The organism is Enterobacter sp. 118C5 (assembly GCF_034107645.1).
Classification (GTDB): Bacteria; Pseudomonadota; Gammaproteobacteria; order Enterobacterales; family Enterobacteriaceae; genus Enterobacter; species Enterobacter nematophilus.
The window spans coordinates 264,955-279,122 of record NZ_JAWNEU010000002.1 but is presented as its reverse complement, the minus strand read 5'-3'; the positions used below and the strand labels follow the sequence as shown (position 1 = coordinate 279,122).

Genomic DNA, 14,168 nt, shown 5'->3' with positions numbered 1-14,168 from the left:
GGATGCGCCGAGAGGGCGGGCTTTACATGGACGTTACCTCCGCCCGTCCCCGATAAGCCGAAAGGAATAAGCCGAGGGTACCGCGAAGCGGCGATTTACCGCCGGGAGCCCGGGTCGCCAGGGTGGTGGCGACTGAGCCACCCTGGCACGTTCACTGGTCCTGTCGTAACAGAGTAGCAAGGAACGTAAAGTGAACGGAATGACCACTACCGCCGTATATGCCCCTCACCCTAACCCTCTCCCCAAAGGGGCGAGGGGATTGTTCACTGCACGCATTAATTTGTGGGGATTCCTCAGCCCACAGGGAGAGGGAATTCAAGCGATTAATCCTGTCTCAACACCTTATGCCCAAACGCCAGCAGCGCGTCGGTGACGTTGCGCATCATGCGGCTTTCCGGCGCAAAGCGGTGCCAGTAAAGCATCCGGCGCTGATAGAGCCCCGGCGTTAGGTCAATCAGCTCACCGCTTTTCAACTCTTTCTCAATTTGCAGATGCGGGATCATGCAGCAGGTGGTGCCCTGACGCGCCAGCTGCACAAAGGCTTCTGACGAGTTGACGATATGGCACGGCACGCTGCCCGGCGGCAGGTCAAAGTTTTGCTGCAAAAACGCCTGGTGCATATCGTCCAGATGGTCGAACGCCACGGCAGGCGCTTTCAGCAGCGCGGCGCGGGTAACGCCATTCGGGAAGTAGCGCTCCGCAAAGGCTTTTGAACCGACAAACAGGTAGTCGAGCGCGCCCAGCTGATCGACAAGACAGCTTGGCAGCGCCTGAGGCTGGATACTGACCGCCCCAACCACTTCGCCGCGACGCAGGCGCTCCTGGGTGCGGGTTTCATCTTCAACCTGAAGATTCAGGCGGATAGGGGAGTCGGCCAGCACTGGAGCAAGGGCCGGCAGCAGCCAGGTCGCCAGACTGTCGGCGTTGACCGCCAGCGAGAGCAGCAGCGGCGTGGAACCCGTTTGTTCGTCACCCAGCCACTCGTCTTCCAGCAGCTCAACCTGACGCAGCAGGGCGAGAAGTTTTTGCCCTTGCTCCGTTGGGCGCGGCGGCACGGTACGCACCAGCAGCGGCTGCCCGAACATGTTTTCAAGCTGTTTGATACGCTGTGATACGGCGGACTGGGTGATACACAGCTTTTGCGCTGCGCGCTCAAAGCCGCGTTCACGAATAACTGCATCAAGTGCCTGTAGTGTTCTGTAGTCCGGACGTTTCATTGCTCTGGCTGGCTCCTAAATTTTGCTTAATCTGCACTATGACACAATTTTCCCTTCCTGGCAGACGAAATCCATTCGACGTGTTCTATAATGCGCCCTGAGTTTTCACACCACAGGCAAAACGATCATGACGCAGGATGAACTGAAAAAAGCAGTAGGATGGGCCGCTCTCCAGTACGTACAGCCAGGGACCATTGTCGGTGTTGGTACGGGGTCAACGGCGGCGCACTTTATCGATGCACTGGGCACGATGAAGGGGCAGATCGAGGGCGCGGTTTCCAGCTCCGATGCGTCCACGGAAAAGCTGAAAAGCCTCGGCATTACCGTTTTCGATCTCAACGAAGTGGATCGTCTGGGCATTTACGTTGATGGCGCGGATGAAATCAACGGCCATATGCAGATGATCAAAGGCGGCGGCGCGGCGCTGACTCGTGAAAAGATCATCGCCTCGGTTGCGGACAAGTTCATCTGCATCGCGGATGCCTCCAAGCAGGTCGACATTCTGGGTAGTTTCCCGCTGCCGGTTGAAGTGATCCCGATGGCGCGCAGTGCGGTGGCCCGTCAGCTGGTGAAGCTGGGCGGCCGTCCGGAATACCGTCAGGGCGTGGTCACCGACAACGGTAACGTCATCCTCGACGTTCACGGTCTGGAGATTCTCGACGCGATTGCCCTGGAAAACGCCATCAACAGCATTCCAGGCGTCGTCACCGTAGGGTTATTCGCCAACCGCGGCGCGGACGTGGCGCTGATCGGTACGGCTGACGGTGTGAAAACCATCGTAAAATGATCTGACGGGGGGTGTGCTCCCCCCGCTAAAAAATTTTTGAAAAGCTAAATTTGGTGACTTGTGTCACGCTTTTCCGCCTCTTTTGCCGATCCTGCCACGTTTGTAAATTTCCTCAGCATTTTACTCTGTCATTTTGCCCTGTATGACTTTTCTTCAGAGTGCCGACGCAAACGTTCATATTGCTGCAATAGTTTTTTTTGATATGTTGGCTACAGCGGATTTCAATCCAGCACAACATCAGTTCAGATAAAAACAGGGTCGGGGAAATGGCAAAGGTATCACTGGAGAAAGACAAGATTAAATTCCTGCTGGTCGAGGGCGTGCACCAGAAAGCGCTTGATAGCCTTCGTGCGGCGGGTTACACCAACATCGAATTTCACAAAGGCGCGCTGGACACGGAAGAGCTGAAAGCCGCCATCCGTGATGCCCACTTCATTGGCCTGCGATCCCGTACCCACCTGACTGAAGACGTGATTGCCGCGGCAGAAAAGCTGGTTGCTATTGGCTGCTTCTGCATCGGCACCAACCAGGTCGACCTGAACGCTGCCGCAAAACGCGGTATCCCGGTCTTTAACGCCCCGTTCTCCAACACCCGTTCCGTGGCGGAGCTGGTAATTGGCGAGCTGCTGCTGCTGCTGCGCGGTATCCCGGAAGCTAACGCCAAAGCGCACCGCGGCGTGTGGAACAAACTGGCCGCGGGCTCCTACGAAGCCCGTGGTAAAAAGCTGGGCATCATCGGCTACGGCCACATCGGTACCCAGCTGGGGATCCTGGCGGAGTCGCTGGGGATGCACGTCTACTTCTACGATATCGAAAGCAAGCTGCCGCTGGGTAACGCGACGCAGGTGCAGCATCTTTCTGACCTGCTGAACATGAGCGACGTAGTCAGCCTGCACGTGCCGGAAAACGCCTCCACCAAAAACATGATGGGCGCGGAAGAGCTGGCGCTGATGAAGCCGGGCTCGCTGCTGATCAACGCCGCGCGCGGTACGGTGGTCGATATCCCTGCGCTGTGCGATGCGCTGAAGCGTAAGCATCTGGCGGGGGCGGCCATCGACGTGTTCCCGACGGAACCGGCCACCAACAGCGATCCGTTTAACTCTCCGCTGTGCGAATTCGACAACGTGATCCTGACGCCGCACATCGGCGGTTCTACTCAGGAAGCGCAGGAGAATATCGGCCTGGAAGTGGCGGGTAAGCTGAGCAAATATTCCGACAACGGTTCAACGCTCTCTGCGGTGAACTTCCCGGAAGTGTCTCTGCCGCTGCACGGCGGTCGTCGTCTGCTGCACATCCACGAAAACCGTCCTGGCGTGCTGACCGCCATCAACCAGATCTTTGCCGAGCAGGGCGTTAACATTGCCGCCCAGTACCTGCAAACCAACTCGCAGATGGGTTATGTGGTTATCGATATTGAAGCCGATGAAGATGTTGCCGAGAAAGCGCTGCAGAGCATGAAGGCCATACCGGGGACAATTCGCGCGCGTCTGCTGTACTGATCCGTGCGGTCTGTGGTGTCGGGTGGCGGCTGCGCCTTACCCGACCTACGTTGAGGTTTTGTAAGCCGGGTAAGCGTAAGCGCCACCCGGCTTTGTTCTACCAGACCCAGATTTTGCCGGGCGTCACCACCGCCGGCAGCGGCACATCCCATTTCTCCACCGGCAAGGCTTCTACAGCCTGGCAATCATGCGCATAGCCGACCGGCTGCAGCCCGTACTGCTGCCAGTTTTGCAGGGTTCTGTCATAGAATCCCCCGCCCATGCCTAAACGCTGGCCCTGTTCATCAAACGCCACCAGCGGCGTAATCAGCACGTCCAGCTCGGACAGCGGTAATACGTCGCGCACGTCGAGTTTCGGCTCGGTAATTTTCAGACGATTTACCACCAGTTCGCTGTGCGGGTGGTAGTGCAGAAACAGCAAATTACCCTGGCTAAACGGATGCAGTACCGGCAGGTAAACCTTCTTTCCGGCGCGCCAGAGCTGGTCGATAAGCGGTTGGGTATCCAGCTCGCCATCAAACGACAGGAACAGAGCGACCGTGTTGGCCATCACCACAGGCGGATACGCCATCATGCGGGCGGCGGCCTGCTGCGCAAAGTGTGCTTGTTGTTCGGACGTAAGTGCGCGACGACGCTGTCGAATGAGCTGACGAATATCCTGGCGTGAGGCAGAAACTTCAGGGAATTGAGTCATGGTAGTGGGTAGAAGAAGAAAGAGGGAATCTCCGAGATGCCGCCGCAGGCTGTAACCCTTGAACCCTTGGTTCAAGGTGAATGTGTCGTCATAGTTTTAAGGCTTCTCGGACGAACCGAGCATGCTCACCAACCATGGAGCGCCACATTCTTGTGGTATGAAATATCGGCTCAGGGGACTGGCCCGCTTGCGAACATCTCAGAGAAATTTTGTCTTCACAGTTACTCTACCATAGTCAACTGAGAAGTGTTATTCAAACTTTGGTCCCGGTCTTTCGGGATTGCGACCTTGATCAAGCAACGCCTGTTCAATGGTCTGCTGGAGCATTTTAATGCGCTGCTCCATGCTAGCCGCGTAGTCGCGGGTCTTCGCTTTTTCCTGAGTCAGTTCATAGCTGATGTTCAACGCGGCGATGAAAACCAGCTGCTCAGTATTTGTGACTCTAGTGCGTTCTTTTAGATCTTGCAACCGCTGATTCAAATCGTCCGCAGCCTGATTCAAAGCATCCCTTTGTTCAGGCGGACAATTCACTCGCAGTGAACGGCCAAAAATCTGGAGATCGACGGGTTGTGCAGACATGCCACCTTCCTGCTGATTGACTGCGCTGCCTTCGCTTACTGCCCCGGGGGCTGCGAAGGGGCGACACTATAGCTACCCTGATGTGAAGATACAAGCCCTTTTCTGGTATCACCAGGGTCCAAAGTGGTAGCATATCATGAATATCCTCCCTTTGATGACGAATGCGTATGTCTATACAGAACGAAATGCCTGGTTACAAGGATTTAAACCAGTTACTGAACCAGCAGGGAGTCGGTCTTACCCCTGCCGAAATGCACGGTCTGATCAGCGGCATACTGTGTGGCGGAAACAGCGACAGCTCATGGCAGCCGCTGATCCACGACCTCACGAACGAAGGGCTGGCGTTTGGCCACGAACTGGCGGAAGCGCTGCGAAAAATGCACGCGGCAACCAGCGATTCGCTGGAAGACGATGGCTTCCTTTTTCAGCTTTATCTGCCTGAAGGCGACGATGTCAGCGTCTTCGATCGCGCCGATGCGCTCGCGGGGTGGGTAAACCACTATCTGCTTGGCCTGGGCGTCACCCAGCCTAAGCTTGATAAAGTCACCGGCGAAGCGGGTGAAGCGATTGACGATCTGCGCAACATCGCCCAGCTTGGCTACGATGAAGAAGAAGATCAGGAAGAGCTGGAGATGTCTCTCGAAGAGATCATCGAGTACGTGCGCGTGGCGGCGCTGCTGTGCCACGACAATTTCACGCGCTCGCAGCCGACCGCGCCGGAAGTTCGCAAGCCAACCTTACATTAAGAAAAATAACGCACAGGAGGGTGTCATGGTTATCTCGCAACAAGAGTATTTGCGCCGTCGTCAGGCGCTGCTGGCAAAGATGCAGCCGGGCAGCGCGGCGCTGATTTTTGCCGCGCCCGAAGTGACGCGCAGCGCAGACAGCGAATACCCCTATCGCCAGAGCAGCGATTTCTGGTACTTCACCGGCTTTAACGAGCCGGAAGCGGTGCTGGTGCTGATTAAGAGCAATGACACCCACAACCACAGCGTGATTTTCAACCGCGTACGAGACTTAACCGCTGAAATCTGGTTTGGCCGCCGCTTAGGGCAAGAGGCCGCACCGGAAAAGCTGGGCGTTGACCGTGCGCTGGCATTTAGCGAAATCAACCAGCAGCTCTATCAGCTGCTTAATGGCCTCGACGTGCTCTACCACGCGCAGGGCGAATACGCCTACGCCGATGAGATTGTTTTCAACGCGCTGGAAAAGCTGCGTAAAGGCTCGCGGCAGAACCTGTCCGCGCCCGCGACACTCACGGACTGGCGTCCGGTGGTGCACGAGATGCGTCTGTTCAAATCTGAAGAGGAGCTGAACGTGATGCGCCGCGCGGGCGAAATCAGCGCCCTGGCGCACACCCGCGCGATGGAAAAATGTCGTCCTGGAATGTTCGAATACCAGCTGGAAGGCGAAATTCACCATGAATTTAACCGTCACGGCGCGCGCTTCCCGTCCTACAACACCATCGTTGGCGGCGGGGAAAACGGCTGCATTCTGCACTACACCGAAAACGAAAGCGCGCTGCGCGACGGCGATCTGGTGCTGATTGACGCCGGTTGCGAATATCAGGGCTATGCGGGCGACATCACCCGTACCTTCCCGGTGAACGGTAAATTTTCGCCGGCGCAGCGGGCGATTTATGACATTGTTCTCGAATCGCTTGAGACGGCGCTCACGCTGTATCGCCCTGGCACCTCCATTCAGGAGGTGACCGGTGAGGTGGTGCGCATCATGATTACCGGGCTGGTTAAGCTTGGGATCCTCAAAGGGGATGTCGACACCCTGATTACCGAGAATGCTCACCGTACGTACTTTATGCACGGCCTGAGCCACTGGCTGGGGCTGGACGTGCACGACGTGGGCGCGTACGGCCCTGAACGTTCGCGCGTGCTTGAGCCGGGCATGGTGCTGACCGTCGAGCCGGGTCTGTACATCGCGCCGGATGCCGACTTGCCAGAGGAATACCGCGGAATTGGCATTCGTATTGAAGACGACATCGTCATTACCGAAACCGGCAACGAAAACCTGACCGCGAGCGTGGTGAAAAAAGCGGACGATATCGAGGCGCTGATGGCAGCGGCGCGCGTATGAGCGTGATTATCGTTGGCGGCGGCATGACCGGCGCCACGCTGGCGCTGGCCATTTCGCATTTGACGAAGGGCCAGCTTCCGGTGCATCTGGTTGAAGCCGTCGCGCCGCAGGCGAAGAATCACCCTGGGTTTGATTCCCGCGCCATTGCCCTGGCGCAAGGAACCTGCCAGCAGCTGTCGCGCATTGGCATCTGGCAGGCCATCGCCGACTGCGCCACCGCCATTAATACCGTGCACGTAAGCGATCGCGGCCATGCCGGGTTTGTGACGCTGGATGCCCACGATTACCGTATTGACGCGCTGGGTCAGGTCGTTGAACTGCACGATATTGGCCTGCGCCTGTTCCGCCTGTTGCAGGACGCGCCGGGCGTTACGCTGCACTGCCCGGCACGCGTTGCCAGCTTTACCCGCAGTGAAGACGCGGTCAGCGTAACGCTGGACAATGGCACCGTGCTTGACGGACTGCTTTTGGTTGCGGCTGACGGGTCGCGCTCGGCGCTCGGCACCCAGTGCGGCGTAGAGTGGCGGCAGCAGCCTTACGGGCAGGTCGCGGTCATTGCGAACGTCTCGACCGCAGCAGAACACAACGGCCGGGCGTTCGAGCGCTTCACCCAGCACGGCCCGCTGGCGATGCTGCCGATGACGGACGGGCGCTGTTCGCTGGTCTGGTGCCACCCGCAGGATAAGGCCGAAGAGGTTAAGTCCTGGTCAGACGAACGTTTTTGTACCGAGCTGCAGAAAGCCTTTGGCTGGCGGCTGGGGCGTATTACCCATGCCGGAAAACGTGCGGTCTATCCGCTGTCGTTAACCACGGCATCACAGTCTGTTTCTCACCGCGTGGCGCTGGTTGGCAACGCGGCGCAAACCCTCCACCCCATCGCCGGTCAGGGCTTTAACCTCGGCCTGCGGGATGTGATGAGCCTGGCAGAAACGCTTTCGCAGGCGTGGAGCGAACAAAAAGACTGCGGTGCATATTCGGTGCTAAGCCATTACCAGACGCGACGCCAGGCCGATAAAGAGGCGACAATTGGCGTCACCGATGGTTTAGTCCATCTCTTTGCCAATCGCTGGGCGCCGCTGGTTGCCGGTCGCAACCTCGGGCTGATGGCGATGGAATTGTTCATTCCGGCACGTGACGTGCTGGCGCAGCGGACCCTGGGTTGGGTCGCGCGTTAAGGAGTTATCACCGTGCATAATGTTGATGTTGCCATCGTTGGCGGCGGAATGGTTGGGCTGGCGCTGGCCTGTGGATTACAGGGCAGCGGCCTGCGCGTGGCCGTACTGGAGCAAAAGCAGCCCCAGCCCGTCGCGCCTGATGTCCCGCCGGAACTCCGCGTGTCGGCGATTAACGCGGCCAGCGAAAAGCTGCTGACGCGTCTCGGCGTCTGGTCAGATATCGTCGCCCAGCGCGCAAGCTGCTATCACGGCATGGAAGTGTGGGACAAAGACAGCTTTGGCCATATTGCCTTTGATGATGAAAGCATGGGCTATAGCCATCTGGGCCATATCATTGAGAATGCGGTGATCCACCACGCGCTGTGGCAGAAAGCAGAGCAGTGCAGCGACGTGACGCTGGTAGCGCCTGCGCAGATCCAGCAGGTGGCATGGGGCGAAAACGAGGCGTTTATCACCCTGCAAAGCGGCGACATGCTCACCGCGCGTCTGGTGGTGGGTGCCGATGGCGCCAACTCCTGGCTGCGCAACAAGGCCGATATTCCACTGACGTACTGGGATTACCGCCATCATGCGATGGTGGCGACGATCCGCACCGAAGAGCCGCACGGCGGCGTGGCCCGGCAGATTTTCCACAACGACGGTATTCTGGCGTTCCTGCCGCTTGCCGATCCGCACCTGTGCTCGATTGTCTGGTCCCTGGTGCCGGAGAAAGCCCAGCAGATGCAGGAGGCAACGCCGGAAGAATTTAACCAGGCGCTGTGCGTGGCGTTTGATAACCGCCTTGGCCTGTGCGCGCTTGAAAGCGAGCGTCAGGTGTTTCCGTTAACCGGCCGCTACGCGCGCCAGTTTGCGGCGCACCGTCTGGCGCTGGTGGGCGATGCGGCCCATACCATTCATCCGCTGGCCGGGCAGGGCGTTAACCTCGGCTTTATGGACGCGGCTGAGCTGGTGGAAGAACTGCGTCGCCTGCATCGTGAAGGTAAAGATATCGGCCAGCATCTGTATCTGCGTCGCTACGAGCGCAGCCGCAAGCACAGTGCGGCGATGATGCTGGCAGGCATGCAGGGCTTTCGCGAGCTGTTTGCCGGGGCAAATCCGGCGAAAAAACTGCTGCGCGATATCGGCCTCAAGCTGGCCGACACCCTTCCCGGCGTCAAACCTCAACTTCTGCGTCAGGCAATGGGTCTAAACGACCTTCCCGACTGGTTACGCTAATCTCGATCCCCGTCACACTTTATTTTCCCGGCCTCTGCGCCGGGAAAATTCCCTCGTTTGAAATATTCTAATTCCACGCCATTTTTCGCATTAGATATTCTCATGTCATGATTTTTATGTGACGGAAATTCGGCCCGTTTTTCCGCACGAAATATCACCATGTGCTAAATCCTGTTAGATCATTGTTAATTTTGTGCGGGGTTAATCGCATTTTTCCAGTGAATAACTCTGTAGGCTTTTCAGCGTTTTTTGGTCATAAGCTAATGTGATGACCCATTTTACCTTATGGTTAACCGCCGGTTTCGGTGGTAAGTTCAGGTAAAAGAGAACGTTTGCGTCGGCATTCGGGAACGAGGCCGATACCGGGTTTCACGGTGAATTTTTCAACGAGGACAAGATGGCTCAACAGACTCCTTTGTACGAACAGCACGTGTTATGCGGCGCCCGCATGGTGGACTTCCATGGCTGGATGATGCCGCTGCACTACGGCTCGCAGATTGATGAGCACCACGCGGTGCGCACCGATGCCGGTATGTTCGACGTGTCCCACATGACGATTGTCGACCTGCGCGGAAGCCGCACCCGGGAGTTTTTGCGTTATCTGCTGGCAAACGACGTCGCCAAGCTCAAGACGCCGGGCAAAGCGCTCTATACCGGCATGCTGAATGCCTCGGGCGGCGTGATTGATGATCTTATCGTCTACTACTTCACCGAAGATTTCTTCCGCCTCGTTGTAAACTCCGCCACCCGCGAAAAAGACCTCTCCTGGATCACCCAACACGCCGAACCTTATGCCATCGACATCACCGTCCGTGACGATCTGTCGCTGATCGCCGTGCAGGGGCCGAACGCGCAGGCAAAAGCCGCGTCTCTGTTTGACGACAATCAGCGCAACGTCACCGAAGGCATGAAGCCGTTCTTCGGCGTGCAGGCGGGGGATCTGTTTATCGCCACCACCGGCTATACCGGTGAAGCGGGCTACGAAATTGCGATGCCGAACGAGAAAGCAGCCGATTTCTGGCGCGCGCTGGTGGAAGCGGGCGTGAAGCCTGCGGGTCTGGGCGCGCGCGATACGCTGCGTCTTGAAGCGGGGATGAATCTCTACGGTCAGGAGATGGATGAAGGGGTTTCTCCGCTGGCGGCCAACATGGGCTGGACCATCGCGTGGGAACCGGCTGACCGTGATTTCATTGGCCGTGAAGCGCTGGAGATGCAGCGCGAGAAGGATACCGAACAGCTGGTTGGCCTGGTGATGAAGGAAAAAGGCGTGCTGCGCGGCGAACTGCCGGTGCGTTTTACCGATGCCGACGGCAATCCTCGCGAAGGCGTGATCACCAGCGGTACCTTCTCCCCGACGCTGGGCTACAGTATTGCACTGGCACGCGTGCCGGCGGGCATTGGCGACACGGCGGTGGTACAAATCCGCAACCGCGAAATGCCGGTCCACGTGACCAAACCGATTTTTGTTCGCGCCGGTAAGCCGGTCGCCTAATCATTTTTATCAGGAGAACTTCAATGAGCAATGTGCCAGCAGAACTGAAATACAGCAAAGAACACGAGTGGCTGCGCAAAGAGGCGGACGGCACTTACACCGTAGGGATCACCGAGCACGCGCAGGAGCTGCTGGGCGACATGGTGTTTGTTGACCTGCCTGAAGTGGGCGCAACCGTCAGCGCAGGCGATGACTGCGCCGTGGCGGAGTCCGTCAAAGCGGCATCCGATATCTACGCACCGGTAAGCGGCGAGATTGTTGCCGTGAACGACGCGCTGAGCGACTCCCCGGAACTGGTCAACAGCGAGCCGTATGAAGGCGGCTGGATCTTCAAGATCAAAGCCAGCGACGAATCTCAGGTTGCCGCGCTGCTGGATGCGACCGCGTACGAAGCACTGTTAGAAGACGAGTAAGCTATTATCCCTCTCCCCTTTGGGGAGAGGGAGAAAACACATTCACTGCACGTTTCAGGAACCATCGCTCATGACACAGACTTTAAGCCAGCTTGAAAACCGTGGCGCCTTCATTGAACGTCACATTGGGCCGGATGCTCAGCAACAGCAGGAGATGCTGAAGACGGTTGGCGCGGATTCATTAGACGCACTGATCGGCCAGATTGTGCCAAAAGACATCCAGCTTGCCACGCCGCCTCAGGTGGGGGAAGCCACCACGGAGTTTGCCGCGCTGGCGGAGCTGAAGGCTATCGCAGGCCTGAACAAGCGCTATAAGTCTTACATTGGCATGGGCTACACCAACGTGCAGCTGCCGCCGGTTATCCTGCGCAACATGCTGGAAAACCCGGGCTGGTACACCGCTTACACCCCTTATCAGCCAGAAGTCTCCCAGGGTCGTCTGGAAGCGCTGCTGAACTTCCAGCAGGTGACGCTGGATCTGACCGGGATGGATATCGCCTCCGCCTCTCTGCTGGATGAAGCGACCGCGGCTGCCGAAGCGATGGCGATGGCAAAGCGCGTCAGCAAGCTGAAAAATGCCAACCGCTTCTTCGTGGCGGCTGACGTGCATCCGCAGACGCTGGACGTGGTGCGCACCCGCGCGGAAACCTTCGGCTTCGACGTGATCGTCGACGACGCCGACAAAGTGCTGGATCACCAGGACGTCTTCGGCGTGCTGCTTCAGCAGGTGGGTACCACCGGTGAAGTTCACGACTACGGCGCGCTGATTGCCGAGCTGAAATCCCGCAAAGTGGTTGTCAGCGTTGCCGCCGATTTTATGGCGCTGGTGCTGCTGACAGCGCCGGGCAAACAGGGCGCGGATATTGTATTCGGCTCCGCGCAGCGCTTCGGCGTGCCGATGGGCTACGGCGGCCCGCACGCGGCGTTCTTCGGCGCGAAAGATGAATTCAAACGCTCCATGCCAGGCCGCATTATCGGCGTCTCAAAAGATGCTGCCGGTAACACCGCGCTGCGCATGGCGATGCAGACCCGCGAGCAGCATATCCGCCGCGAGAAAGCGAACTCCAACATCTGTACCTCCCAGGTCCTGCTGGCAAACATCGCCAGCCTGTATGCAGTATTCCACGGTCCGGCTGGACTGAAGCGCATTGCCAGCCGCATTCACCGCCTGGCCGATATTCTGGCCTGCGGCCTCCAGCAGAAGGGCCTCAAGCTGCGCCATGCTCACTACTTCGATACCCTGTGCGTGGAAGTGGCAGACAAAGCGGCCGTGCTGGCGCGTGCGGATGCAGCAGAAATCAACCTGCGCAGCGACATCCACAATGCAGTCGGCATTACGCTGGATGAAAGCACCGCCCGCGACGATATCCTGAACCTGTTCAACGTGCTGCTGGGCGACGCACACGGTCTGGACGTTGATACGCTCGACAAAGAGGTCGCGCTCGACAGCCGCTCCATTCAGGAAAGCATGCTGCGCAATGACGCGATCCTGACTCACCCGGTGTTCAACCGCTATCACAGCGAAACCGAGATGATGCGCTATATGCACTCTCTGGAGCGCAAGGATCTGGCGCTGAACCAGGCGATGATCCCGCTGGGATCCTGCACCATGAAGCTGAACGCCGCGGCAGAGATGATCCCGATTACCTGGCCTGAATTCTCCGAGCTGCACCCGTTCTGCCCGCCAGAACAGGCGGAAGGCTATCACATGATGATTAACCAGCTTTCAGACTGGCTGGTGAAGCTGACCGGTTACGACGCGCTTTGCATGCAGCCGAACTCCGGCGCGCAGGGCGAGTACGCGGGCCTGCTGGCGATCCGTCACTATCACGAAAGCCGCAACGAAGGTCACCGCGATATCTGCCTGATCCCAAGCTCCGCCCACGGCACCAACCCGGCCTCAGCCCAGATGGCGGGCATGGAAGTGGTAGTGGTGGCGTGTGATAAGAACGGCAACATCGATCTGGCCGATCTGCGTGCGAAAGCCGAGCAGGCGGGCGACAAGCTCTCCTGCATCATGGTGACCTACCCGTCCACCCACGGCGTGTACGAAGAGACCATCCGTGAAGTGTGTGAAGTGGTGCATCAGTTTGGCGGTCAGGTTTACCTCGACGGCGCGAACATGAACGCTCAGGTGGGTATTACCTCTCCGGGCTTTATCGGCGCGGACGTGTCGCACCTGAACCTGCACAAAACCTTCTGCATTCCACACGGCGGCGGCGGCCCGGGCATGGGACCAATCGGCGTGAAAGCGCACCTGGCGCCGTTTGTGCCGGGCCACAGCGTGGTGCAGATTGAAGGCATGCTGACCCGTCAGGGCGCGGTCTCTGCGGCCCCGTTCGGTAGCGCATCAATCCTGCCAATCAGCTGGATGTACATCCGCATGATGGGCGCGGAAGGGCTGAAGCAGGCGAGCCAGGTGGCGATCCTCAACGCCAACTACATTGCGACTCGCCTGAAGTCTGCCTTCCCTGTGCTCTACACCGGTCGCGACGGTCGCGTGGCGCACGAGTGCATTCTGGATATTCGTCCGCTGAAAGAGCAGACCGGCATCAGCGAGCTGGATATCGCCAAGCGTCTGATCGACTACGGCTTCCACGCGCCAACCATGTCGTTCCCGGTTGCGGGGACGCTGATGGTGGAGCCGACCGAGTCTGAAAGCAAAGCCGAGCTGGACCGCTTTATCGACGCGATGCTGGCCATCCGCATGGAAATCGATCGCGTGCAGGACGGCGAATGGCCGCTGGAAGATAACCCGCTGGTTAACGCCCCGCACACCCAGCACGAGATAGTGGCAGAGTGGAACCACGGTTACTCCCGCGAACTGGCCGTCTTCCCGGCAGGCGTGGCAAACAAATACTGGCCGACCGTGAAGCGTCTTGATGACGTTTACGGCGACCGTAATCTGTTCTGCTCCTGCGTGCCGATGAGCGAATACCAGTAACATTGTTGGTGTAGTAACACAGGCCGGGTAAGGCGAAGCCGCCACCCGGCTTTTTTATTGGG

At 58.3% G+C, this 14,168-nt stretch carries 12 protein-coding genes and 1 other RNA gene; 9 read left to right on the top strand and 4 right to left on the bottom strand.

The genetic code is table 11. From position 1 onward, the window contains the following. Window positions 1–323 precede the first annotated feature (323 nt). On the bottom strand, window positions 324–1,217 hold the full coding sequence (argP, locus tag UTO39_RS06550; RefSeq protein WP_003860089.1) for a DNA-binding transcriptional regulator ArgP: 894 nt from the start codon (window positions 1,215–1,217) through the stop codon (window positions 324–326). Between the two features lie 127 nt (window positions 1,218–1,344). Between argP and rpiA the strand changes: the two genes are divergently transcribed. Together rpiA and serA are read left to right on the top strand one after the other, a co-directional pair. Next, on the top strand, window positions 1,345–2,004 hold the full coding sequence (gene rpiA, locus UTO39_RS06545; protein ID WP_320726771.1) for a ribose-5-phosphate isomerase RpiA: 660 nt from the start codon (window positions 1,345–1,347) through the stop codon (window positions 2,002–2,004). A 266-nt stretch (window positions 2,005–2,270) separates the two neighbouring features. Further along, complete coding sequence (gene serA / locus UTO39_RS06540; RefSeq protein WP_116341913.1) at window positions 2,271–3,503, top strand: phosphoglycerate dehydrogenase; 1,233 nt, start codon at window positions 2,271–2,273, stop codon at window positions 3,501–3,503. A 97-nt stretch (window positions 3,504–3,600) separates the two neighbouring features. On the opposite strand, the gene UTO39_RS06535 is transcribed toward serA, so the two are convergent. The 3 genes from UTO39_RS06535 to zapA form a co-directional block, all read right to left on the bottom strand. Beyond that, window positions 3,601–4,197, bottom strand: coding sequence for a 5-formyltetrahydrofolate cyclo-ligase (locus tag UTO39_RS06535; RefSeq protein ID WP_061097141.1), 597 nt, complete (start codon window positions 4,195–4,197; stop codon window positions 3,601–3,603). Window positions 4,198–4,221: 24 nt separating this feature from the next. Further along, window positions 4,222–4,405, bottom strand: a non-coding RNA gene (gene ssrS / locus UTO39_RS06530) — 6S RNA. Between the two features lie 41 nt (window positions 4,406–4,446). After that, window positions 4,447–4,776 carry a cell division protein ZapA gene (gene zapA, locus UTO39_RS06525; protein WP_006811891.1) on the bottom strand — a complete coding sequence of 110 codons (330 nt, stop codon included), beginning with the start codon at window positions 4,774–4,776 and terminating at the stop codon, window positions 4,447–4,449. Window positions 4,777–4,943: 167 nt separating this feature from the next. Between zapA and UTO39_RS06520 the strand changes: the two genes are divergently transcribed. The 7 genes from UTO39_RS06520 (at window position 4,944) to gcvP (ending at window position 14,106) form a co-directional block, all read left to right on the top strand. Then, window positions 4,944–5,522: a YecA family protein gene (locus UTO39_RS06520; protein WP_028014333.1), complete on the top strand. Its 579-nt coding sequence runs from the start codon at window positions 4,944–4,946 to the stop codon at window positions 5,520–5,522. 31 nt (window positions 5,523–5,553) lie between these two features. Then, entirely contained in the window at window positions 5,554–6,867 is a 1,314-nt protein-coding gene (pepP, locus tag UTO39_RS06515; RefSeq protein WP_320726873.1) for a Xaa-Pro aminopeptidase, read from the top strand. Next, the gene (ubiH, locus tag UTO39_RS06510; RefSeq protein ID WP_320726770.1) at window positions 6,864–8,042 is read left to right on the top strand and encodes a 2-octaprenyl-6-methoxyphenyl hydroxylase; all 1,179 of its coding nucleotides are present in this window, start codon (window positions 6,864–6,866) and stop codon (window positions 8,040–8,042) included. Before pepP ends, ubiH begins: the two co-directional genes overlap by 4 nt. 12 nt (window positions 8,043–8,054) lie before the next feature. Further along, on the top strand, window positions 8,055–9,257 hold the full coding sequence (gene ubiI / locus UTO39_RS06505; protein ID WP_320726769.1) for an FAD-dependent 2-octaprenylphenol hydroxylase: 1,203 nt from the start codon (window positions 8,055–8,057) through the stop codon (window positions 9,255–9,257). A gap of 397 nt (window positions 9,258–9,654) precedes the next feature. Then, window positions 9,655–10,749, top strand: a complete 1,095-nt coding sequence (gcvT, locus tag UTO39_RS06500; protein ID WP_320726768.1) for a glycine cleavage system aminomethyltransferase GcvT — start codon at window positions 9,655–9,657, stop codon at window positions 10,747–10,749. A 23-nt stretch (window positions 10,750–10,772) separates the two neighbouring features. Then, the gene (gcvH, locus tag UTO39_RS06495; protein WP_014885143.1) at window positions 10,773–11,162 is read left to right on the top strand and encodes a glycine cleavage system protein GcvH; all 390 of its coding nucleotides are present in this window, start codon (window positions 10,773–10,775) and stop codon (window positions 11,160–11,162) included. A 70-nt stretch (window positions 11,163–11,232) separates the two neighbouring features. After that, a complete protein-coding gene (gene gcvP / locus UTO39_RS06490; RefSeq protein WP_320726767.1) occupies window positions 11,233–14,106 on the top strand; it encodes an aminomethyl-transferring glycine dehydrogenase in 2,874 nt (957 codons plus the stop codon). Window positions 14,107–14,168: the final 62 nt, after the last annotated feature.